Origin of the sequence: Virgibacillus dokdonensis, from assembly GCF_900166595.1 — a bacterium.
GTDB classification, from domain to species: domain Bacteria; phylum Bacillota; class Bacilli; order Bacillales; family Amphibacillaceae; genus Virgibacillus; species Virgibacillus dokdonensis.
Genome location: NZ_LT745763.1, coordinates 855,057 through 877,737 on the forward strand (window position 1 = coordinate 855,057; position 22,681 = coordinate 877,737).

12 protein-coding genes, 14 tRNA genes, 2 rRNA genes and 2 pseudogenes are annotated in these 22,681 nt (G+C 39.0%); all 30 read left to right on the forward strand.

What is annotated here, in order from left to right; translation table 11 throughout:
* The first annotated feature begins 196 nt into the window (after positions 1 to 196).
* A 23S ribosomal RNA gene (locus tag B2C77_RS05715) occupies positions 197 to 3,116 on the forward strand.
* Between the two features lie 157 nt (positions 3,117 to 3,273).
* Positions 3,274 to 3,389 (forward strand): 5S ribosomal RNA (gene rrf, locus B2C77_RS05720).
* Between the two features lie 23 nt (positions 3,390 to 3,412).
* Positions 3,413 to 3,487: transfer RNA gene (locus tag B2C77_RS05725), tRNA-Asn, on the forward strand.
* 2 nt (positions 3,488 to 3,489) lie between these two features.
* A tRNA-Ser gene (locus B2C77_RS05730) sits at positions 3,490 to 3,581 on the forward strand.
* A gap of 24 nt (positions 3,582 to 3,605) precedes the next feature.
* Positions 3,606 to 3,680: transfer RNA gene (locus B2C77_RS05735), tRNA-Glu, on the forward strand.
* Positions 3,681 to 3,685: 5 nt separating this feature from the next.
* Positions 3,686 to 3,761: transfer RNA gene (locus tag B2C77_RS05740), tRNA-Val, on the forward strand.
* A gap of 73 nt (positions 3,762 to 3,834) precedes the next feature.
* Positions 3,835 to 3,911 (forward strand) — tRNA-Met (locus tag B2C77_RS05745).
* Positions 3,912 to 3,928: 17 nt separating this feature from the next.
* Positions 3,929 to 4,005, forward strand: a tRNA-Asp gene (locus B2C77_RS05750).
* A 36-nt stretch (positions 4,006 to 4,041) separates the two neighbouring features.
* Positions 4,042 to 4,117, forward strand: a tRNA-Phe gene (locus B2C77_RS05755).
* Positions 4,118 to 4,135: 18 nt separating this feature from the next.
* A tRNA-Tyr gene (locus tag B2C77_RS05760) sits at positions 4,136 to 4,220 on the forward strand.
* Between the two features lie 11 nt (positions 4,221 to 4,231).
* Positions 4,232 to 4,305 (forward strand) — tRNA-Trp (locus B2C77_RS05765).
* 8 nt (positions 4,306 to 4,313) lie between these two features.
* Positions 4,314 to 4,386: transfer RNA gene (locus tag B2C77_RS05770), tRNA-His, on the forward strand.
* 12 nt (positions 4,387 to 4,398) lie between these two features.
* A tRNA-Gln gene (locus B2C77_RS05775) sits at positions 4,399 to 4,473 on the forward strand.
* A gap of 4 nt (positions 4,474 to 4,477) precedes the next feature.
* Positions 4,478 to 4,552 (forward strand) — tRNA-Gly (locus tag B2C77_RS05780).
* 16 nt (positions 4,553 to 4,568) lie between these two features.
* A tRNA-Cys gene (locus B2C77_RS05785) sits at positions 4,569 to 4,642 on the forward strand.
* A 9-nt stretch (positions 4,643 to 4,651) separates the two neighbouring features.
* Positions 4,652 to 4,736, forward strand: a tRNA-Leu gene (locus B2C77_RS05790).
* A 612-nt stretch (positions 4,737 to 5,348) separates the two neighbouring features.
* Positions 5,349 to 5,947, forward strand: a pseudogene (locus tag B2C77_RS05795) (Type 1 glutamine amidotransferase-like domain-containing protein).
* Positions 5,948 to 6,019: 72 nt separating this feature from the next.
* The gene (locus tag B2C77_RS05800) at positions 6,020 to 6,793 is read left to right on the forward strand and encodes a DJ-1/PfpI family protein (protein WP_077702776.1); all 774 of its coding nucleotides are present in this window, start codon (positions 6,020 to 6,022) and stop codon (positions 6,791 to 6,793) included.
* A gap of 79 nt (positions 6,794 to 6,872) precedes the next feature.
* Entirely contained in the window at positions 6,873 to 7,409 is a 537-nt protein-coding gene (locus tag B2C77_RS05805) for a GNAT family N-acetyltransferase (RefSeq protein WP_077702777.1), read from the forward strand.
* A gap of 206 nt (positions 7,410 to 7,615) precedes the next feature.
* Positions 7,616 to 8,185, forward strand: a complete 570-nt coding sequence (locus B2C77_RS05810) for a putative glycolipid-binding domain-containing protein (RefSeq protein WP_077702778.1) — start codon at positions 7,616 to 7,618, stop codon at positions 8,183 to 8,185.
* 106 nt (positions 8,186 to 8,291) lie between these two features.
* Entirely contained in the window at positions 8,292 to 8,816 is a 525-nt protein-coding gene (locus B2C77_RS05815) for a GrpB family protein (RefSeq protein ID WP_077702779.1), read from the forward strand.
* A 118-nt stretch (positions 8,817 to 8,934) separates the two neighbouring features.
* Positions 8,935 to 9,816, forward strand: coding sequence for a phosphotransferase (locus tag B2C77_RS05820; protein ID WP_077702780.1), 882 nt, complete (start codon positions 8,935 to 8,937; stop codon positions 9,814 to 9,816).
* 357 nt (positions 9,817 to 10,173) lie between these two features.
* Positions 10,174 to 10,368, forward strand: coding sequence for a hypothetical protein (locus tag B2C77_RS05825; protein ID WP_077702781.1), 195 nt, complete (start codon positions 10,174 to 10,176; stop codon positions 10,366 to 10,368).
* Positions 10,365 to 10,718: an IS66 family insertion sequence element accessory protein TnpB gene (gene tnpB / locus B2C77_RS05830; RefSeq protein ID WP_077702782.1), complete on the forward strand. Its 354-nt coding sequence runs from the start codon at positions 10,365 to 10,367 to the stop codon at positions 10,716 to 10,718. The genes B2C77_RS05825 and tnpB overlap by 4 nt, the downstream gene beginning before the upstream one ends.
* A gap of 81 nt (positions 10,719 to 10,799) precedes the next feature.
* Positions 10,800 to 12,375, forward strand: a pseudogene (gene tnpC, locus B2C77_RS22635) (IS66 family transposase).
* Positions 12,376 to 12,414: 39 nt separating this feature from the next.
* Positions 12,415 to 13,074, forward strand: a complete 660-nt coding sequence (locus B2C77_RS05840) for a hypothetical protein (protein WP_141130689.1) — start codon at positions 12,415 to 12,417, stop codon at positions 13,072 to 13,074.
* Between the two features lie 26 nt (positions 13,075 to 13,100).
* Entirely contained in the window at positions 13,101 to 13,646 is a 546-nt protein-coding gene (locus B2C77_RS05845) for a PDDEXK family nuclease (RefSeq protein ID WP_077702784.1), read from the forward strand.
* A 688-nt stretch (positions 13,647 to 14,334) separates the two neighbouring features.
* Complete coding sequence (locus tag B2C77_RS05850; RefSeq protein WP_254843940.1) at positions 14,335 to 15,468, forward strand: DNA cytosine methyltransferase; 1,134 nt, start codon at positions 14,335 to 14,337, stop codon at positions 15,466 to 15,468.
* Entirely contained in the window at positions 15,461 to 18,628 is a 3,168-nt protein-coding gene (gene drmD / locus B2C77_RS05855; RefSeq protein WP_077702785.1) for a DISARM system SNF2-like helicase DrmD, read from the forward strand. The genes B2C77_RS05850 and drmD overlap by 8 nt, the downstream gene beginning before the upstream one ends.
* Positions 18,625 to 22,653: an Eco57I restriction-modification methylase domain-containing protein gene (locus B2C77_RS05860; protein ID WP_077702786.1), complete on the forward strand. Its 4,029-nt coding sequence runs from the start codon at positions 18,625 to 18,627 to the stop codon at positions 22,651 to 22,653. Before drmD ends, B2C77_RS05860 begins: the two co-directional genes overlap by 4 nt.
* Positions 22,654 to 22,681: the final 28 nt, after the last annotated feature.

Here is a 22,681-nt window from a genome sequence, read left to right on the forward strand (position 1 = left end):
TTTGAGAGAGTAAATGCTTGTCTCTCAAGGATGAGATAGAAGGATCTTCTGTTAAAACCCGTCACGTCCTGTGACGAACACAGAAGTCACCACATCCTGTGGAAGCTTGTACCTTGAAAACTAAATAAGAGTAACAACGACATCAAACCAAAAACTGAAAAGCAATATGCTTATTCATAGATAAAAATGTAAGATTAGTTAAGTGAATAAGGGCGCACGGTGGATGCCTTGGCACTAGGAGCCGAAGAAGGACGGGACTAACACCGATATGTCCTGGGGAGTCGTAAGTAGACATCGATCCAGGAATTTCCGAATGGGGGAACCCGCTGCTCGTAATGGAGCAGTACTTCTATCTGAATTCATAGGGTAGAAGAGGCATACCCGGGGAACTGAAACATCTCAGTACCCGGAGGAAGAGAAAGCAAACGCGATTTCCCGAGTAGCGGCGAGCGAAACGGAATTAGCCCAAACCAGAAGGCTTGCCTTCTGGGGTTGTAGGACACTCCATTGGAGTTATCAAGAGATTCTTTAGATGAAGCGATCTGGAAAGGTCGGCCAAAGAAGGTAACAGCCCTGTAATCGAAAAAGAATCTCCTCCGGAGTGGATCCTGAGTACGGCGGAACACGAGGAATTCCGTCGGAATCCGGGAGGACCATCTCCCAAGGCTAAATACTCCCTAGTGACCGATAGTGAACCAGTACCGTGAGGGAAAGGTGAAAAGCACCCCGGGAGGGGAGTGAAATAGAACCTGAAACCGTGTGCCTACAAGTAGTCGAAGCCCGTTAATGGGTGACGGCGTACCTTTTGTAGAATGGACCGGCGAGTTACGATCGCATGCAAGGTTAAGTGGAAGACACGGAGCCGTAGCGAAAGCGAGTCTGAATAGGGCGAATATAGTATGCGGTCGTAGACCCGAAACCGTGTGATCTACCCATGTCCAGGGTGAAGGTCAGGTAACACTGACTGGAGGCCCGAACCCACGTATGTTGAAAAATGCGGGGATGAGGTGTGGGTAGGGGTGAAATGCCAATCGAACACGGAGATAGCTGGTTCTCTCCGAAATAGCTTTAGGGCTAGCCTCAAGGAAAGAGTACTGGAGGTAGAGCACTGATTGAACTAGGGGCCCTCATCGGGTTACCGAATTCAGTCAAACTCCGAATGCCAGCTACTTATCCTTGGGAGTCAGACTATGGGTGATAAGGTTCATAGTCGAAAGGGAAACAGCCCAGACCGCCAGCTAAGGTCCCAAAGTATACGTTAAGTGGAAAAGGATGTGGAGTTGCCTAGACAACCAGGATGTTGGCTTAGAAGCAGCCACCATTTAAAGAGTGCGTAATAGCTCACTGGTCGAGTGACTCTGCGCCGAAAATGTACCGGGGCTAAACGTATCACCGAAGCTGCGGATTGTTCTTACGAACAATGGTAGGAGAGCGTTCTAAGTGCTGAGAAGTCAGATCGTGAGGACTGGTGGAGCGCTTAGAAGTGAGAATGCCGGTATGAGTAGCGAAAAAAGAGTGAGAATCTCTTTCACCGAAAGCCTAAGGTTTCCTGAGGAAGGCTCGTCCTCTCAGGGTTAGTCGGGACCTAAGCCGAGGCCGAAAGGCGTAGGCGATGGACAACAGGTAGATATTCCTGTACCACCTCATGAACGTTTGAACGATGGGGGGACGCAGTAGGATAAGGAATGCGCACCGATGGACGTGTGCGCCCAAGCAGTGAGAAAGTCGGATAGGCAAATCCGTTCGACAATTTCAAGCTGTGATGGGGAGGGAAATAGAGTACCGAAGTTCCGGATTTCACACTGCCAAGAAAAGCCTCTAGTGAGTTCATAGGTGCCCGTACCGCAAACCGACACAGGTAGGCGAGGAGAGAATCCTAAGGTGAGCGGGAGAACTCTCGTTAAGGAACTCGGCAAAATGACCCCGTAACTTCGGGAGAAGGGGTGCTCCTTTAAGGAGGAGCCGCAGTGAATAGGCCCAAGCGACTGTTTAGCAAAAACACAGGTCTCTGCGAAGCCGAAAGGCGAAGTATAGGGGCTGACACCTGCCCGGTGCTGGAAGGTTAAGGGGAAGCGTTAGCACTTCGGTGCGAAGCGTAGAACCGAAGCCCCAGTAAACGGCGGCCGTAACTATAACGGTCCTAAGGTAGCGAAATTCCTTGTCGGGTAAGTTCCGACCCGCACGAAAGGTGCAACGACTTGGGCACTGTCTCAACGAGAGACCCGGTGAAATTATACTATGCGTGAAGATGCGCATTACCCGCGACAGGACGGAAAGACCCCGTGGAGCTTTACTGTAGCCTGATATTGAATGTTGGTACAGCTTGTACAGGATAGGTGGGAGCCATCGAAGCGTGAGCGCTAGCTTACGTGGAGGCAACCGTGGGATACCACCCTGGCTGTACGAACCTTCTAACCCAGGGCCGTAATCCGGTCCGGAGACAGTGTCAGGCGGGCAGTTTGACTGGGGCGGTCGCCTCCCAAAAGGTAACGGAGGCGCCCAAAGGTTCCCTCAGAATGGTTGGAAATCATTCGCAGAGTGTAAAGGCAGAAGGGAGCTTGACTGCGAGACCTACAAGTCGAGCAGGGACGAAAGTCGGGCTTAGTGATCCGGTGGTTCCGCATGGAAGGGCCATCGCTCAACGGATAAAAGCTACCCCGGGGATAACAGGCTTATCTCCCCCAAGAGTTCACATCGACGGGGAGGTTTGGCACCTCGATGTCGGCTCATCGCATCCTGGGGCTGTAGTCGGTCCCAAGGGTTGGGCTGTTCGCCCATTAAAGCGGTACGCGAGCTGGGTTCAGAACGTCGTGAGACAGTTCGGTCCCTATCCATCGTGGGCGCAGGAGGTTTGAGAGGAGCTGTCCTTAGTACGAGAGGACCGGGATGGACACACCGCTGGTGTACCAGTTGTTCCGCCAGGAGCATAGCTGGGTAGCTACGTGTGGCAGGGATAAGTGCTGAAAGCATCTAAGCATGAAGCCCCCCTCAAGATGAGACTTCCCATCACTATAAGTGAGTAAGATCCCTCAGAGATGATGAGGTTGATAGGTTCGAGGTGGAAGCGTGGTGACACGTGGAGCTGACGAATACTAATAGATCGAGGACTTAACTAACCTTTTTGGTAGATGTACGTTGAATGATCTCTTATTTAGTTTTCAAGGTAACAAGGAAAAAATGACTTTTTTCAACAAAGATCTTGATTTTTTCACAAAAACGATTATAATAAGATTTGTGCCTCTTTGAAGCACAACATAACAGATAGCAACTTTGCCTGGTAGTAATGGCGGAGAGGTCACACCTGTTCCCATGCCGAACACAGTAGTTAAGCTCTCCAGCGCCGATGGTAGTTGGGACTTTGTCCCTGCAAGAGTAGGACGCCGCCAGGCATAGTCATTCTAATTGGTATTATTCCACAGTAGCTCAGTGGTAGAGCAATCGGCTGTTAACCGATCGGTCGTAGGTTCGAATCCTACCTGTGGAGCCAATGGAGAGCTGTCCGAGTGGCCGAAGGAGCACGATTGGAAATCGTGTAGGCCGTTACCGCGGCCTCGAGGGTTCGAATCCCTCGCTCTCCGCCACTATAAACTGTCACATACATAATTGGCCCGTTGGTCAAGTGGTTAAGACACCGCCCTTTCACGGCGGTAACACGGGTTCGAATCCCGTACGGGTCACCATTTGAGGAGGATTAGCTCAGCTGGGAGAGCACTTGCCTTACAAGCAAGGGGTCGCAGGTTCGAGCCCTGCATCCTCCACCAGTTCGAAAATGCTTGAAACTTTAATTTAGTTTTAGTAAACTGTTTTATAGGCTCTTGAAAATATCATTCATATCGCGGGGTGGAGCAGTCTGGTAGCTCGTTGGGCTCATAACCCAAAGGTCACAGGTTCAAATCCTGTCCCCGCAACCAATATTTGTTAGTTTTTTGGTCCGGTAGTTCAGTTGGTTAGAATGCCTGCCTGTCACGCAGGAGGTCGCGGGTTCGAGTCCCGTCCGGACCGCCACTTTAAACTAGTTTTGCTTTCATACATAAAACAAATGGCTCGATAGCTCAGTCGGTAGAGCAAGGGACTGAAAATCCCTGTGTCGGCGGTTCGATTCCGTCTCGAGCCACCATTTTTGTTTCCATATCGTGGAGGGGTAGCGAAGTGGCTAAACGCGGCGGACTGTAAATCCGCTCCCTCAGGGTTCGGGAGTTCGAATCTCTCCCCCTCCACCATTTTCATATTTAGGGGTATAGTTTAATGGTAAAACGAAGGTCTCCAAAACCTTTGATGTGGGTTCGATTCCTACTACCCCTGCCAATCATATGGCGGCCGTGGCGAAGTGGTTAACGCACCGGATTGTGGCTCCGGCACACGTGGGTTCGATCCCCACCGGTCGCCCTTTTTGTATATTGGGCCATAGCCAAGCGGTAAGGCATCGGGTTTTGATCCCGTGTACCCCAGGTTCGAATCCTGGTGGCCCAGCCATGAAGCGGAAGTAGTTCAGTGGTAGAACACCACCTTGCCAAGGTGGGGGTCGCGGGTTCGAATCCCGTCTTCCGCTCCAATTTTGTTTTTAGGATGGCGGTATAGCCAAGTGGTAAGGCAGAGGTCTGCAAAACCTTTATCACCGGTTCAAATCCGGTTACCGCCTCCAATATACTATGCCGGTGTGGCGGAATTGGCAGACGCGCGGGACTCAAAATCCCGTTCCCTTTTTGGGAGTGTCGGTTCGACCCCGACCACCGGTATCATTAAGATCGATATGACGACATTCTTACGGAATTTATTAGTAGGGATGTCTTTTTTTGCGTTGTATATAACATAGTACGTGCGATATTTGACACCCAAAGAACCAGATTGACATCTTCTATTCAGGGCGGCAGGCACGCCAAATCAATTTAATAAGGGAATTAACAACAAAAATTTTAGATTATTTGCTTTTTAAAATAAACGTGTTACTATATAAAAATACCCAAAATTGGAGATAAAGTATGCACTAATATTTCGATTTTGTCTATATCATCTCGATAAACTTAAACTTAGTATGTCTTTTGTTAATCATCAGTTTACTTACAGTATGAAACTTGAGGCGTGCGGCTGGTTTGAAAAACATCTTAGATAATAGTTGATCTTGGGAACAACTTGCTGGGGGACATAGGGCATACACCACAATCGGGCGCTATCGCGGGAAAAGAAAGCGCCCATTATTGCTTTCCGAGGCAATAGTGGGAATATTGTGTTGGTGGATTGAAAACAGAATGATTTACGCAGGATATAAATATTATTTACATTTTGCTACGGGGGTACTTATGAAAACTTATTATTAATTAGGTTGGTTTAGAAACTTTTTTCCTGAGAATCTGAAAAAGGTTTTAAAGGAAGATATCATTGATAGAAAATCAATTGTTATGTTAGCTCGAATCCGTCTCTTTATGAAGATAATGGTTCCACTGAACGGTCATGGCTTGATCAGGCAGGCATTAAGTTTGATGAATATCATTTAATTAATTATCGGGTTCAAAAGGAAGATGCTCAAACGTTAATTCACAATGCTTCAGTTATTTTCTTGCTGGGTGGAAATACTCTTAAACAAAATGCTTTTTTGATGGAATATGAATTGTCGGATTGGATTAAAAAAAGCAGGGCAGTTGTGGTGGGGGCAAGTGCTGGTGCAATTAACATGTCTGCTAAATGGTTATGCTCGAAGAACTTTGGAGATGAAATAAGCTCTGTTTAAGACGGAATCGACCTTGACGATTTTTCTGTCCTGGCTCACTTTGATCTTGAAAATAACATGGGGCTGGTTCAAAGCGAACTGTCTCCCTTATCGGAAGAAATGAATATTTATGCCTCGAACAAAGATTGCGCTGTACGAACAAAGGGAGACAAAATCGACATAATTGGCAATATATATTTAATTTCCCACTCAAAGATTCATAAATTGAATGAGACGCTCTAGTTGTGGTGAATGGTTATAGGCTTAATTGATTTAATTTCTTTATACAAAGCTTTTATTTAGTGAAGGAGAAATATGCAAAATAGAATTGTTTCTTCGTTATCTAGAAAGCATAGGTATGCAGAACGCTCTTCAGTAATAGGGCGCACTTACGGAATAAAGGTACTCGTTGGAGGATATTTATTTATCTTACAAACATATGACTCATACGGGGGAGAATGGTGGATGAAAAGAAGAAAAGTAGGCATTTTACTTTATGATTTTGTAGATATTTTAGATTTTACTGGTCCTGCAGAAGTGTTATCTCTTACCTCATACAGCAAAGCTGATCAAGCCGTCAATCTTTATAAAGAACATTTATTACCTACAAATCCATTTGACGTATGTACTATTACAGAATCTGGCAAGAAAGTACGAGCTCACTCAGGACTAAAGATTGAACCTGATTTCAGTATTGTTGATGCTCCCGAAATGGATATTCTCATAATCCCAGGAGGTCCTTTAAGAGCAGTACAATCTATAGCCAAAAAACAGAATATAATAAATTGGATTATAAAACAGAAGAATATTGAATTCATATGTTCAGTATGCACTGGAGCGTATATTTTAGGTGCAACTGGATTGTTAGATGGAAAAAAGGCAGCGACCCATCATTTAGCTGTCAAAGGTCTACAAGAAAAACATCCAGATATTCAGGTTTTATCGGATAGAAAAGTAGTTCATAGTTTAAATCTCGTAACTTCTGGTGGTGTTTCTTCAGGAATTAACATGGCACTATATCTTGTTGAGCAAACTTTGGGAAAGTCTACTGCTGAGCGAACAGCTAAAACGATTGAATTTATGTATTGAATGTTCTTCCATTATAGGGCGCGTTTATTTAATAAAGCTTCTTTTTAAACAAATGTGGAATTTTTAAAGGGGAAAAAATATGTATATAAAAACAGAAAGATTAATTATACGTAATTTTGAATTAGATGATTGGAAAGAAGTACATGAGTATACTTCCAAAAAGAGTGTGATGAAATATATGCCAGAAGGTGTATTAACGGAAAAAGATACAAAGGAGTTTATTAATAGAAATATTGGTGATTCAGCTGAGAAATTTCCAGTAATATTAGCTGATGAAAATATTTTAATCGGGCATGTAGAGTTCTTCAAATATTTTGGAGAGCATTCTTACGAAATAGGGTGGGTGTTTAACCCTGAATATTACAATAAAGGTTACGCTTCGGAAGCTGCATCTGCAATATTAAAATATGGTTTTGAGGATCTAAAGTTACATAGAATTGTAGCTACATGTCAGCCAGAAAATATTCCATCTTATCGTGTCATGGAAAAAATCGGCATGAGAAGAGAAGGTTATTTTAAAAAATGCATCCCTTATGGTGAACAATGGTGGGATGAATATTGCTATGCTATTTTAGAGGAAGAATGGGATAACCTAATGGTTTCTTCTAGATCGTAAGCTACCTTATTATGCTAACGAATGTAAAACGGGAGGTCATAAATAATATTTATCTTGATATAAAGTCTTCCGTTATCGGGCGCAGTTGTCGAATAAGGACTGCGCCTCAATCGGGCAAGTATATTGCAAGAAGGTTTTATGCTCATTTATGTAGAATTATAAATAATGAAAGATAATTAACTTTAAGAAAGGTGGGGAGATATGAAATGAAAAAATGCAAAAGCTGGGTGCGGAAAAAAGTTTTTTGGGAAAACATGGAAGCATTTGGCTCCGAGTATCTTTATCTGGAATATAATTCCAATAATATATTGGCTAAAGGAACAGTACTTTTTACGAATAAGCAAAAAGCTTATCAAGTTTTTTATGAAGTACATTTGGATAAAGCATGGAACACACGTCAGGTTAAAATATATGTAGATGATGAAAAACAGAAATTTTTATCTTCAGATGGCTGTGGACATTGGTTTATCAATAATACACATATAAAAGAACTGGACGGCGCCATTGATGTGGACATAGCAATCACACCTTTTTCAAATTCTTTACCTATAAATCGTTTTGATTGGATTAAAGGGGAAATGAGAAAATTTAATATGGTGTACATAGATATCCCATCATTAGAATTAAAAAATCTAGTACAACATTATACCTTTTTAGATGTACACAATGGCTATAGATTATTTAAATATGAATGTCTTGAATATAAAACGACAATTAAGGTTGACCAATTAGGGATAGTAGTTGAATATCCCGACGTATTTATTCGACATGTCTAGTCTGCGGCGATCGGGCGCATTTCTGGAAGTAAGGGTCTGGGTCCTTTTGCCTGAATTGGGCCATTATGTTGAAGAACACAGCAAAAATAAGAGAGAATAATCAAAATTGAGGAAACTCGAGGTAACACTGTATAACAAAGATTGGCCTTTGATGTTTGAAGAGGAAGCAGAGAAATTACGCAAGATTTTCGGGTCTGAAATAATTGAAATTTATCATATTGGCAGTACGTCCGTAGATGGTCTAATAGCAAAGCCTGTTATTGATATAATGCCTGTAGTTAAGGATGTTAATCAAGTTGATTACTTTAATACTGCAATGGTTGATATTGGTTACGAACCAAAAGGAGAAAACGGGCTTCCTGGTCGCCGATATTTCCAAAAGGGCGGAGATCAACGAACCCACCATATCCATTTTTATGAGATAGGCGATTCTGAAGTCGAACGTCATCTAGCATTTCGCAATTACTTGTGCTGGCACCCTAATGCTGTAAAAGAGTATGGTGACTTAAAAAAAGAATTGTCCCAGCGCTTTCCCAATGACATTGAAGCATACATAAATGGGAAAGAACGGCTAGTTTCGGAGATTGAAAAAAAGGCAATGGCTTGGCACCAAGGTTCAAGTAAGCATTAAGGCTATAGCAGCAATAGGGCGCGATATACTAATAAGAAATCGTGCCAGTGTCGCATATAAGGGCCATTATGTGAAAGAAGTGATATGGAAAGTACGGGTAAGAAAGTGGGACTGATTTATGGATTTAGAATTTTTATTTAACGAACCACTTAAAGAAATGCAAGAATTAAGTCCAGGTTATGATGACCACGCAAGCGACGTATGGCTGGTTAAAACTAAAAAACAGGAAGTTGTTGTACGTTCTTCCAGAATGACTGAAGAACCAAATAATGACTTTTGGTGGGGATGTAAAAAAATATTCGGTATTGACCCAAGGCAAGTTTATGAACTAGAAAGAGTAAATAACACTATAAGTGAAATAACCACCCTCCCAATTCCAAAGGTTATAAATAAGGGAAAAAGAAATTCAAAGGAATTCGTGATTGTAGAAAGATTAAATGGGAATACCCTTGAATCATTTAAAAATCAACCGTCTACCGTCTTACAGAGCCTAGGAGAAGGATTGGCAAGAATTCATAATCATAAAAAAAATTACGTCGGCAACCCTTCTGGGACCTTTAAAATTAGCTTAGAAGAGTTTAATCAACACCTGAAGGACACTATGACTGAATTAGTTGCAAGATTTTATAATAAAGAAAATGAAATACAAGAAAAACTTGTAGAAATTAAGATGCTTTTAGATAAAGCTCCTACTCCTAAATCTTCTACATTTGTACTAGTTGATATGGATCCTACACAATTTTTATATGATGGTAAAGTAATATCTGGACTAGTGGATACTGAAGCATATGTTATAGCACCTAGAGAGTTTGACTTCATTGGCTTGGAGTATGTTTTAGATGAAAAGTCCGCCTTTAATTTTAAAATAGGGTACGAAAAGTTTATGGAATTACCCGACTTAACAATGATTAGGGAACCTTATCGGTATCTGTATCGTTTATTATCTGTTCAAGGCGATATGGATATAGATGAGTGGCTAGGCTATAAGAAGCTATTTTAAATTGTTAATCAAACGAGCGCAGTTGTTGAATAAGCACTGTGCCTGCCTAAATCGGACCATATTATTGAACAAAGATATGGATGGTGAAGGGGTTTTGACACAATTTTAATAGGTTAATAAGAAATTAAATCCAATAAAAATAAGCTGTCACAACGGAGCACAAAAAGACAAGATGCACATATTGTTTTTCGCTATATTTACTATGCATAGAAGGATATATTAAATGAAGGTGGAATTTTAAATGAATTTTAAAGAGTTTATTAAAGATTCTTTGTAAACCCCCATCCAAACCACGCATATAAATTCCCAGCACCCCCTTGGTAAGATATAGAGATCAATAAAAGGAGGTGCTTTTATATGCCTGAACAAAAACTTACCATTGTCCCCGTTACATTACATTCCAAAAATGAAAATAGTACTGCATCCTATCTAGAGGATTCCTCTTCCTATTCAGCTTGCACAATCAAAATAGACAAAGTTGATATTTCCTTCCCTAACGGCGTAGATGAGCACATCATTCAAACCATTATGAGGGAGTTGAAAAACCTATGAAATACGATTATACAAATGTCAAAAATATTTATATCATCTGTGGTAAGACAGATATGAGAAAGGGTATTGATGGACTAGCGACATTGGTTCAGGATTTTTTTGGCCTTGACCCTTACGGAGATTCTATCTTCTTATTTTCCGGCTGGAGTAAGGACCGATATAAATGTTTATATTTTGATGGCAATGGCTTTGCCATGCTGTATAAACGTTTAGATAACGGAAAACTTCAATGGCCCAAAAACGAAAATGAGATGCGAAATCTATCGCAACAAGAACTTCGATGGTTACTCGAAGGTTTATCCATGCAGCAGCCAAAGGCGATTCAACAATCACCAAAAAGTTTGTTCTAAAATTACTACAAATGCTTCACTCTTACGTTCAACATGGTATACTATAACTACCTTAAATTCGAACGGAAAGTGGTGAACTGGATGGTTAATACTTCTTCTAATCATGAGAATCCATCCGATAAATTAATTCGGCTTCTTGAAGAACAATTGGATCTTTCTAATCAACAAAACAAAGAATTATCGGAACAGGTTAAAGTGTTAACCGAGCAAGTTCGCCATTTAACAAAGCTTTTATATGGAGCTAAAACAGAGAAATCGAAATATAATGCGCCTGATGGGCAGACCTCCTTATTTGATGATGATTCAACTTTTACCGATTCTGAGCAGACAGAAGAACAAAGCCAACAGACGATTTCTTATACTGTTGTACGAAAGGTTCAAAAAAAACGAAATGATTCATTACGTGCTGATGTCGAGGTAGAAGTGATCCACCATCATCCAAAAAATACAAACTGTACGTGTTGCAATCGTCAAATGGTTGAGATTGACGGCACCATGGTGCGTGAAGAAGCAACCTTTATTCCTGCGAAAATGAGGAAAGTGCAACACGTAGAACATGCCTATGAATGTAAAAACTGTAAAGGTGATGCATTCCAGCCAGCGCAAATTGAACGTGGCAAAGCACCGCAACCAGTCATTCAGCGAAGTATCGCTAGTCCCAGCGTTCTAGCCAAAGTCATCTATGATAAATTCATGCAATACGTACCCCTTTACCGGCAAGTAAAAGAATGGGAACGTTACGGCCTGAATACAAATGATAAAAATCTTTCTAATTGGGTTATCCGAACATCGCATGATTGGCTATTGCCTATTTATGATCATATGAAGCATAAGATGATGTCTAAATCGATTTTACATGTCGATGAAACGCATGGACGGACAAATCATCAACAGATCCGATGGAAAATCCGGTCAATCCAACGCTTACAATTGGGTTTATCGAACAGTCCCTTGTCAAGGGCCAACCATCGTTTTGTTTCAAAGTGCATTATCACGCGCACGATCTGTTCTTAAAAGCTTCATTGAAGATTATTCAGGGACCATTGTGTGCGATGGTTATTCTGCCTATGACAAAATCGAAGGGGTGACCTTCGCAAATTGTTGGGCACATGTTCGCCGCTATTGGCTAAAAGCAGACAGTGAAAATGGGCGAATTGGTGTAACATATTGTGATGATTTATACCAATTGGAGAGGCAGTTTAAGCACTTATCACCGAGTGAACGGAGAAAAAGACGGAACAAATTCTCAAGACCCATTGTAGATAAGTTTCTGGACTGGGTTTGATAAATCACCATTCTATGGGAAAAGCGCACTCGCCAAAGCTGCCGATTACACGCTAAACCGGATAAATGGACTAAAAGCATTTTTGAAAGATGGTCGTATTGAAATGGATAATAATCCAGCGGAAAACGCCATCCGTCCAAGTGTAATCGGGCGAAAAAATTGGCTTTTTTCCGTGAGTGAGGCTGGCGCCAAAGCCAATGCGATCTGTTTATAAGTATCGCAGAAACGGCTAAGGTAAATGGTATAGATTTCTATCGCTATCTGGTGAAATTACTAACGGATTTGCCAAATTTACATATACATAGAAATCCAGAGGTTTTAAATGAATATATGCCTTGGTCAAAAATGATTCAAGCCGAATGTAGTAAATAACCGTAAATTTGATTTAAAAAATCAAGATTATACGGTTATTTGTCATGCGTACCAACAAGGTGCGTATTTTTTATTTCGGGCTTACTTAAATACAGTCAATACACGGATTTAGATGAGTTAGAAAAAGTGTTCTTTGAAGAATTAGTAGACATTGCCAAGATGAAAACTATAGATGATATTGATGGTTTCAATAAAAGTTTGGGAGCCACTGTAGACAATCATACTAATTATCCAACTAGTAAACAGATAGAAGAATGGCAAGTTCTGTCTCCTACCAAATTTATTGGAGCTGGAAGTTACTATTTGAATAATCAAATTCACCAAAAGTATCGTCAAGACATTGTGGAGAATTGGAAAAAATATATATGGACAAAGCACAGCCCTCAATCTGTTCAAAATATTATATACGGAGATAAAGTCATCTCTAATGTTAATGGTGAAAAGGAATACTGGGATGGTTTAACGGGGAAAGCATATATTGCAAATGGTGAAATTGGCATTATGGTTGATTACCCAGGCCACTATGGCAAAAACGATAGGAATTCTAGTTGGTACAAATTCCGTTTTGGCTCGTTTGAAGGTAAAGTATTCTCCTATACGAAAGCGGATTTTGGTGGTGATAATAGTGACTCTAAGTTAGAACTTGCATATGCTCTTACGTTCACAAATCACAGGGATATAGCTTTGGAAAAACCATAGTAGTCATTAATGGTAAAAGTTCCTTTGTGACGAAAGAACTTTTGTATACTGCATATTCTCGTCAAAAAGAAAAACTAATTATATTAAGTGACTTATCTATTCATGAATTGGTTCAGTATTCGAATGACTGGTATTTGGATACGAAACAACGATATACGGACTTATTTGAAGTTCCAAATATTATTGAAATAGAGTCGAATAAACAAAAACGGTACTTCGAAGAAAAATTGATCCATAAAACGATTCGTGGAGAAATGGTACGATCAAAGTCCGAAGTAATTGTGGCCAATATACTCGATAAGTTGAAAATGGAGTATACCTATGAAGAAAGTTTAAATGTAAATGGTAAAACCTATATTCCTGATTTCACACTCCGCTACAAAGGGAAAACGGCTTATTTAGAGCATCTTGGAATGCTAGGGAAAAAATCATATGAAAAGGATTGGGAGAAGAAAAAAGCAAATTATGAAAGTGTGGATATTTCAGAAGCGCTTGGAAATTTGATAATTACAGAGGATGGATTAGACGGAAGTTTGGATGCAACGTTAATAGAACGTAAGATTCAAACATAAATTGAAAATAGTTGATTCATTCCTACAATCAACATAGTAAAATAGATGAATCCCTCATACCTGTAATCTAATTCATCACCTCATTCTATTGTTGAGCGGTTGGAGTTAGCTTAATGATTTACGAACGGATTTCTAATAGAGGAGTTCGTTTTTTCTTTATTGAGAAACCGATATTAAAGAACTTTAGTAGATTATTCATTTTAAAAAAGCAAGTTTAAAAGTCGGTAATAGAGCCGGTGAACTATGCAATGAGTGCCTGACCCAAATGTGCTAAAGCTTTAGCACATTTGAGTCAGCCCCACTTTCATAGAGGAAAATTGTGAATATTAACATACTTCCTGTTGATTGTCTAGTTAGACAAAAACTTATTTAACGACAAAAAGCACCATATCTAGTAAAATATATAATAGAATTGACATAGAACGGAAAGTTATTTAAGTTATAAGGTTGTGTTAACGTTGATATGTGATTGTGTGGAGAAAATAGAATCTAGCACATATCAATGGATATATCATAGAAAAATGTACTTAATTATATTCGTATTTGTGATGTCGAACGTCTAGAATGTGGCAACGTTTATTATAGTCAGCCTTATGATAGTGGAAGCAAATCTAATGTTGTACGTCAATTAGGAGAGACAGAAGACAATTTAAAGGTGAAGTTTTTTGGAAAATTAGGAGGTCTAATAATGGCAGTAAAAGAATCAAGTCTAAACACAATAATGGGAAGTAGTATGACTCCTAAACGTAAAATTTATGCAATTGATTTGTTCTCTGGGGCAGGTGGATTAACTCATGGACTTGAAAGAGTAGGTGTTGAAGTAAGATTAGGAATTGATATCGATCCTGCGTGTGAATTTCCATATACTCAAAATAATAAGGCAGAATTTCTTTTAAAGTCAGTCGAAGATCTAAAAGGTAGTGAAATTGCTTCTTATTATAGGAAGAATAGTATCAAATTATTGGCAGGTTGTGCGCCATGTCAAACCTTCTCTACATATAATCAAAAAGCAACTCAAGATGATAAACGATGGTGGCTTCTAAAAGAGTTCTCAAGGATTGTTAGAGAGGTTAATCCTGAATTGATAACTATGGAGAATGTATCAAATTTAGAAGGACAAAATGTATTTGAAGAATTTTTAGATGAACTAAAATCCCTAAATTACCATGTTAGTTTCGGGATTGTGAATTGTGCTGTTTATGGGGTACCTCAGCATCGTAATAGGTTAGTTTTACTAGCCTCTAAATTTGCTCCAATCAATTTACTACCGCCAGAGGTATTTTCTAATGGAGTAAAAACTGTACGTGATGCTATTTATGAATTACCACCTATAAAAGCAGGAGAGATTTATAAGGATGATCCGTTACACCAAAGCTCTGAATTAAATGAGCTCAACTTAAGACGGATTAAATCTTCAAGACCGGGTGGCACTTGGAGGGATTGGGATGAAGATTTAATAGCAGATTGTCATAAAAAAGATTCCGGAAAAACTTATCCTAGTGTATACGGTAGAATGTCTTGGGAGTCTCCGGCACCAACTATGACAACACAATTTTTTGGTTTTGGGAATGGGAGGTTTGGACATCCTGAACAAGATAGAGCGATTTCATTAAGAGAAGGAGCAATCTTTCAAAGCTTTCCAAGTGACTATGAATTTGTACCAAAAGGAGAGCCGGTTATTAGAAAGTCCATTGGTAGACTAATTGGTAATGCAGTTCCAGTTAAACTAGGTGAAGTGATTGGATTAAGTTTCCATAAGCATGTAAGAGATAATATTAGAACTATACAGCATTATTTTAGAGGTGAGAAGATAAATGGCTAAGGCTAATAAGGTAAGTGAAGAATTTTATATCCGTTCCGTACCAAAGCCAGGCCAACTTGTAGAAGTTAGAAGACGGCAATGGGTAGTTACACAGGTACAAGGGTCGTTGCTAGAACCTTCTAAAGAGCAACACCTTGTAACGTTAACTTCTATTGATGAGGATTCACATGATGAAGAATTACAAGTTATATGGCAACTAGAACCTGGTGCACAAATCATTGAAAAAGCAGGTCTTCCCAATATATCTGGATGGGATACTTCAGAACAGATAGAAGCATTTCTTGATGCAATTCGTTGGGGCGCATCAACAAATGCAGATAGATCTTTATTGCAATCTCCTTTCCGAAGTGGAATTACGATTGAAGATTATCAGCTGGATCCAGTAGTACGTGCTATAGATATGGCTCGAGTAAATTTATTAATAGCGGATGATGTTGGTCTTGGTAAAACAATTGAAGCGGGATTAGTAATTCAGGAACTTTTAGTTAGACATAGAGCCCGTACTGTTCTAGTGATTTGTCCCTCGTCACTTCAGTTGAAGTGGCAAACTGAGATGCAAGAAAAATTCGGTCTAGATTTTCGCATTGTCGATACGAATTATGTTAAACAACTTAGGAGAGAACGAGGAATACATGCAAATCCATGGACATCATTCCCTCGATTAATTACTTCTATGGATTGGATGAAAAATGGAGAAGGGCTTAGACAAATCAAAGAAATCTTACCACCGCATGTAACCTATCCAAGGAAATTTGATATTTTGGTGTTGGATGAGGCACATAACGTTGCTCCTTCTGCAACATCTAACTATGCAATTGAAAGTCAGAGAACTAAGTTAATTCGTATGCTTTCCCCACATTTTAATCACCGTTTATTCTTGAGTGCTACCCCACATAATGGGTATCAAGAATCTTTCACTTCCTTACTTGAATTACTTGATGACCAACGATTTGCAAGGACCGTAATGCCTGATGACAAAAAACTGCAGCAAGTAATGGTTCGACGTTTAAAAAATGAGATTGTAGATGAGAAGGGGCTACCTGTTTTTCCAGTAAGGAAACTTAAAGCATTAGAAGTGGACTATTCAAAAAAGGAAATTGAAGTATATAGTTTATTACAAAACTATATTGAAATTAGAAATAGAAATTTAGACAACAATCAAGGAAATTACGGGGAAGATTTTATTCATATTTTATTAAAGAAAAGACTATTCTCTTCACCTATGGCATTTGCAGGTACCCTTGCGAAATATCGTACTGGTATAGAAAGTGGACGGAAATCCAAGTTGGATAAAAGCAAATTGGGTAATCGTATACTACGTAATGCAATAATGCGTATCAATGACGATTACTCAGATGATGAATTATTTGAAGAAGAGTTACATGATGCTTTAGATTTAGCTACTAATACCTCTACTCCACTTAGTAAGAAAGAACGTGAAATACTAGATAAGATTTCACAATGGGCAGAGGATGCAAAGGTTAAAATGGATTCGAAAGCGATTGCAATTATAGAGTGGTTAAAAAGTCATCTGAAAAATGGTGGGGAATGGAATAATAAAAGGGTTGTTTTGTTTACAGAGTATCGTGCAACACATACTTGGTTACATCAAATTTTAGCAAGTCATGGCTTTGGTGGTGACCGTTTAATGTTTTTACATGGAAGTATGTTACCAGAAGAGCGTGAGCAAGTAAAAGCAGCATTTCAAACAGATCCAAATGTTTCCCCCGTTCGTATCTTGCTAGCAACTGATGCAGCATCAGAGGGAATAGATTTACAAAATCATTGTAATTATCTAATTCATGTTGAAATACCATGGAATCCCAATGTAATGGAGCAAAGGAATGGACGAATAGATAGGCACGGGCAAAAGGGAAAATGTGTATATATTTGGCACCCGGTTGGTAAAGGGTTTAATCAAGATAATACTACTCAAAATGTAACAAAGGTTATGGGAGATCATGTATTTTTAATGCGTGCAGCTTTGAAGGTTGATCTAATTCGAGAGGATTTAGGAAGTGTTGGTTCAGTTATTGCACATCAAATTGAGGAAGCCATGTTAGGTAATCGAAAAAAGTTAGATACCAGTCTTGCTGAAACAAAGGCTGAAAAGAGTCGTAGGTTGATCCGAGTTGATAGGCAATTAAGGGAAAAGATCAGTAGGTTACATGATCGACTTTTGGATGCTAAGGATAGTTTTCGCCTAGCTCCAGAAAATATTTATAGAGCAGTAAAAGTAGCTTTGGAGTTAGCTGAGAAGCCTGGGTTAAAACCAATAAATTTCTTAGGAATACCTTTTGGAAAAGTATTTGAGGTTCCAATTTTGCCGGGGTCATGGGGACAAGCAACAGTGGGTCTTGAGCACCCTCACACTGGTAAACGCCGTCCGATAACCTTTGACCATGATATAGCCAAAGGGAGAGATGATGTTGTTCTTGTTCACTTAAATCACAAATTAGTTCAAATGAGTTTAAGGCTTTTAAGGGAAGAAATATGGAAATTGGACGATACAAAAAAATTAAATCGTATATCTGTAAGGGTTGTCCCAGATGACATGTTAGATGGTTGTGCACTTATTATCCAATCACGATTAATTGTAACCGGAGGTGACCATCATCGTATACATGAAGAGTTAACATTAGCAGGTGGCTTACTTAAAGATAGAGGATTCTCGAGAATACCCCAGGTTTCTAAGGTTGAATCTCTTATGGAGTCTTCGTTACCAGTTGAGCCTAATCACGATGTATTTTCAGAACTAAAAAATCGGTTTTACATGAGTGAAGAAGCAATACTTGCTACAGTTGAAGCACGATCTCGAGATCGTCTTAAATATCTAGAAAATACAATAGATCGTCGAAGGGAAAGTGAGATAAAGGATATATCTACTTTATTGGATGATTTAAAAAACATTATTGAAAGAGAACTTAAGGATCAACAAACTGAACAGTTACAGTTGTTTGAATGGCCAGAGGATCAACAAAATCAACTTCGTCGAGACTTAAACGCTTTGCGAGATAGGTTATCAAGGTTACCAGCAGAAAAAAAATTAGAAATTGAAACTATTAATAGAAGATATTCTAATTTAACAGACAGAACATTTCCGGTAGCGGTTGTGTTTCTAATGCCTAAGTCTCAATTGTCAGGAGGTGAAAACTATTGAATAATATTTCCAGTCATTATGAATGGCTTTCCTTGATAGAGATATCAGGATCTTTTCTATCTATTCCAGTGTTAGAAAGGGCTTTCCCTCAAGGATTAGATGTTGTTAATTCGTCTATGCGTAAGAACGTTCGTTCAGCTTACGAAGAGTGGCTAGATGCCAAAGATAATGAAGATCCTGACTTCAATGAACTACACAAAGAGTGGATAAGACTTGTACTAACTGAGGTTCTCGATTACGATGATGAGGTTTTGTATCTAAACAATAAAGCTGCTTATATTGTAGAGGGCCAAAATGGATTATCTAGTTTTTCACCAGAATTTATAATTAGAAATAATGAAAACGAGAAACCTCGTTTATTTATATCAATACAAGACCCTCAAACTGATTTATTTTCAAAAGAAAATAAGGATGGTTGGCCAGTATCAGCTTTGGATCGTATGACTATGTTGTTTAAAAATACAGGTGTAAACCTCGGATTACTAACTAATGGTGAGCAATGGATGTTAGTTCATAAATCAATAGATGGTGTCTATGGACATGCAACATGGTACTCTCGTTTATGGTTCCAAGAACCAATTACTCTTAGGGCATTTCAGTCTTTATTAGGTGTTCGTCGAAGTTTTGGCCCTAAAGAAGACAATATTGAGTCATTATTAGCTGAGTCATTAGAGTATCAAGATGATGTTACTGAGACTTTAGGTGAGCAGGTTCGTCGGGCAGTTGAGGTACTCGTTCAGTCATTAGATAGAGCTGATGAAGACAGAAATCGAGAGTTGTTAGAAGGTGTCCCACCTGAAGAACTTTATGAAGCGGGACTAACTGTAATGATGCGACTTGTTTTTTTACTTTGTGCAGAAGAACGAGGACTGCTATTGTTGGGAGACCCAGTCTACGATCAATTTTATTCGATTACGCATTTACGTGGTCAATTGTCAGAGGATTCAAATCAATATGGTCCTGAAGTTTTAGAAAGACGTCATGATGCATGGTCTAGGTTATTAACTTTATTTCGTGCAGTTTATGGAGGGGTTGAACATGAGTCTCTACGACTTCCGGCATTAGGTGGAACTTTATTTGATCCAGACCGTTACCCATTTCTAGAAGGAAGATCAAAAGATACAAGTTGGATTGAAGATATTTCAAACCCGTTACCTATTGATAATCGAGCAGTATTACTGTTATTAGACTCATTGCAGGTACTTGAGCAACGGGGAGGTGCAGTCTTTCTTTCATATAAAGGACTAGACGTTGAACAAATTGGACATGTTTATGAGGGTTTACTCGAATACTCAGTTGTCCGTGTGCCTGAGGTAACAATAGGTTTAATAGGCTCTCAAAAAGCCCAAAACCCGAGTATTTCATTATCTGAACTAGAATTAACTAGAGCTAAAAATGAGGACCTTATGATAGACAAAATTCAGAAGGTAACTGAGAGATCTGAGTCAGCAATTCGAAATGCACTCTCCTCTTCAGGAAACGAAAATGAGTTTTCGGATATTTTAAGAGTTTGTGGAGGAAATATTGAATTAGCAAAACGGATAGCGCCTTTTGGTAAAATGCTAAGAAAAGATGCATGGGGTTCTCCAATTGTATATCAAGAAAAAGCGTTTATAGTAACGTTGGGAACAGGTCGAAGAAAAACCGGAACACATTATACACCAAAAGTTCTTACTGAAAAAATTGTAAAGAACACATTAGAACCTTTAGTTTTTAATGGAATAAAAGATGGTAAGCAAGAAAAGGAATGGGAACTCAAGTCATCTGAGGAATTACTTAATTTAAAATTATGTGATGCAGCTATGGGTTCCGGAGCTTTTTTGGTTCAAGCATGTCGTTGGCTTTCAGAAAAAGTAGTTGAGGCTTGGGCTATTGAAGAATCGAATGGTAATGTTATTACAGTTAACGGGCAAGTTATGAATAATACTTCTAATGAACTTTTGCCAAAACAGGCTGACGATAGATTGCTTATTGCTAGAAGACTTGTAGCAGAGCGTTGTCTTTACGGAGTAGATTTAAATCCGGTAGCAGTGGAATTAGCTAAGCTCTCGATTTGGTTAATAACATTGGCAAAAAATCGACCATTTGGATTTCTTGATCATAATCTTCGTTATGGGGATTCACTAATTGGCATTAGCCACATAAATCAAATAAATAATTTAGATATGGATATGGTTGAGGCTTCAAGCCAAACGCGCTTATTTGGTCAGAACATAGAAAAATCGGTCTTAGATGCATTGAAACTTCGAGGCGACATAAGAACAATAGCGATACGCGATATTAAAGATATAGAGTATGTACAGAGCCTAAACAAAAGGGCTAAAAATAGACTGGAATCAATACATTTGATTGCCGATGCCCTTGTTGCTGAACATCTACAGTATAGTGGAAATAAAACTAAACTTGGACCGGTGCTTAATACACTGGCACAAATTGCAGGAGAATTTTTAAGTGGAAGTACTGACTTGGGTGATAGTATAAGGAGACGAGCAACCAAAATATTTAATTCCTGTTTTATAGATAAAGGTATCAAAAGAAAAACATTTCACTGGCCATTAGAATTCCCAGAGGTGTTTTCTACTGAAAATAGTGGATTTGATGCTATTATTGGCAACCCTCCGTTTCTTTGGGGAAATAGAATTAGTTCAAATCTTGGAGAGAAATACAGAGATTGGTTATTAAACTTGCATCGTGATACACACGGAAATGCTGATCTTAGTGCTCATTTTTTTAGAAAAACTTACGATCTACTTAAAGATGGTGGAAGTTTTGGATTGATTGCGACTAATTCGATAAGTCAGACGGATAATAGAGTATCAGCATTAGTTCCTATTATAAATGATGGAGGTATAATTTATTGGGCTCTTCCAGATATGGAATGGCCAGGGAAAGCTGCCATTTATATATCTGTTGTTGCTATTCATAAAGGTCCTTATGATGGTAGGATACAACTGAATGAAAAAGAAGTTGAAGGAATTTCCAGTTATTTAAATGAAGATCAATTCAAACCGGATCCATTTCGCTTATCTTTTCATAAGAAAAAAAGCTTTAAAGGGGTAGATACTGGTGGACTAGGTTTTGTTCTTACTGATTCTGAAATAGATGAAATTAAGCATTTTGAACCAAGTTCTATGGAAAAAATATGGCCGATGATTAATGGAGATGATTTATTAAGAGACCCTCAACAGAAACCAGCTCGTTTGATAATCAACTTTTCAGGAATGCTAGAAGAAGAAGCGAGACAACACCCAATTTTAATGAGGATAGTTGAAGATAGGGTGTTACCGTACCGTAAAGAAGTAAAAGATAAAGCGAGTCGTGAAAAGTGGTGGCTATATAATAGACCACGACCAGCTCTCTATAGTTCAATTTCTGAGCTTGATAAAGTTTTAGTGAATTGTGTTGTTTCTAAACATATTTGTTTTAGTTTTATGCCTAAAAGAGTTGTTTTTACAAATGCTATTAATGTTTTTGCTTTAAACGAATTTGAGGATTTTGGTCTCTTGCAAAGCACGATCCATGAATCTTGGGCTCGTTATTATGCATCATCACTAAAAACAGATAATCGCTATAATCCAACTGATTGCTTTGAAACATTTCCATTTCCTAAATGTACGAAAAGGTTAGGGGAAGTAGGGAAACAGTATTATGATTTTCGCCAATCAATTATGAAGAATATGGAAATAGGATTGACAGAAACTTATAATATGTTTCATAACCAAGATGTGACTGATAAAGAAATTGTTGAGTTACGGCAAATGCATGCAAATTTAGACGATAAAGTTATTTCTGCTTATGGTTGGGATGACATTAGTCTTAATCATGGTTTTTATGAAACAAAGAATGGAATAAGATACACTATAAGTGATGCTGCACGAACAGATATACTTAATCGTCTTCTTGAACTTAACCATAAACTTTATTTAGAAGAAACTAATAAATCATCAGGTAAGAAAAAGGGGAAAACTAAAAAGAAACTTAGCCAAATGCAAGAAAAATTATCTGGTCAGATGGAACTTTTTTAATATAATAATTGCTAGGCAACTATAAAAA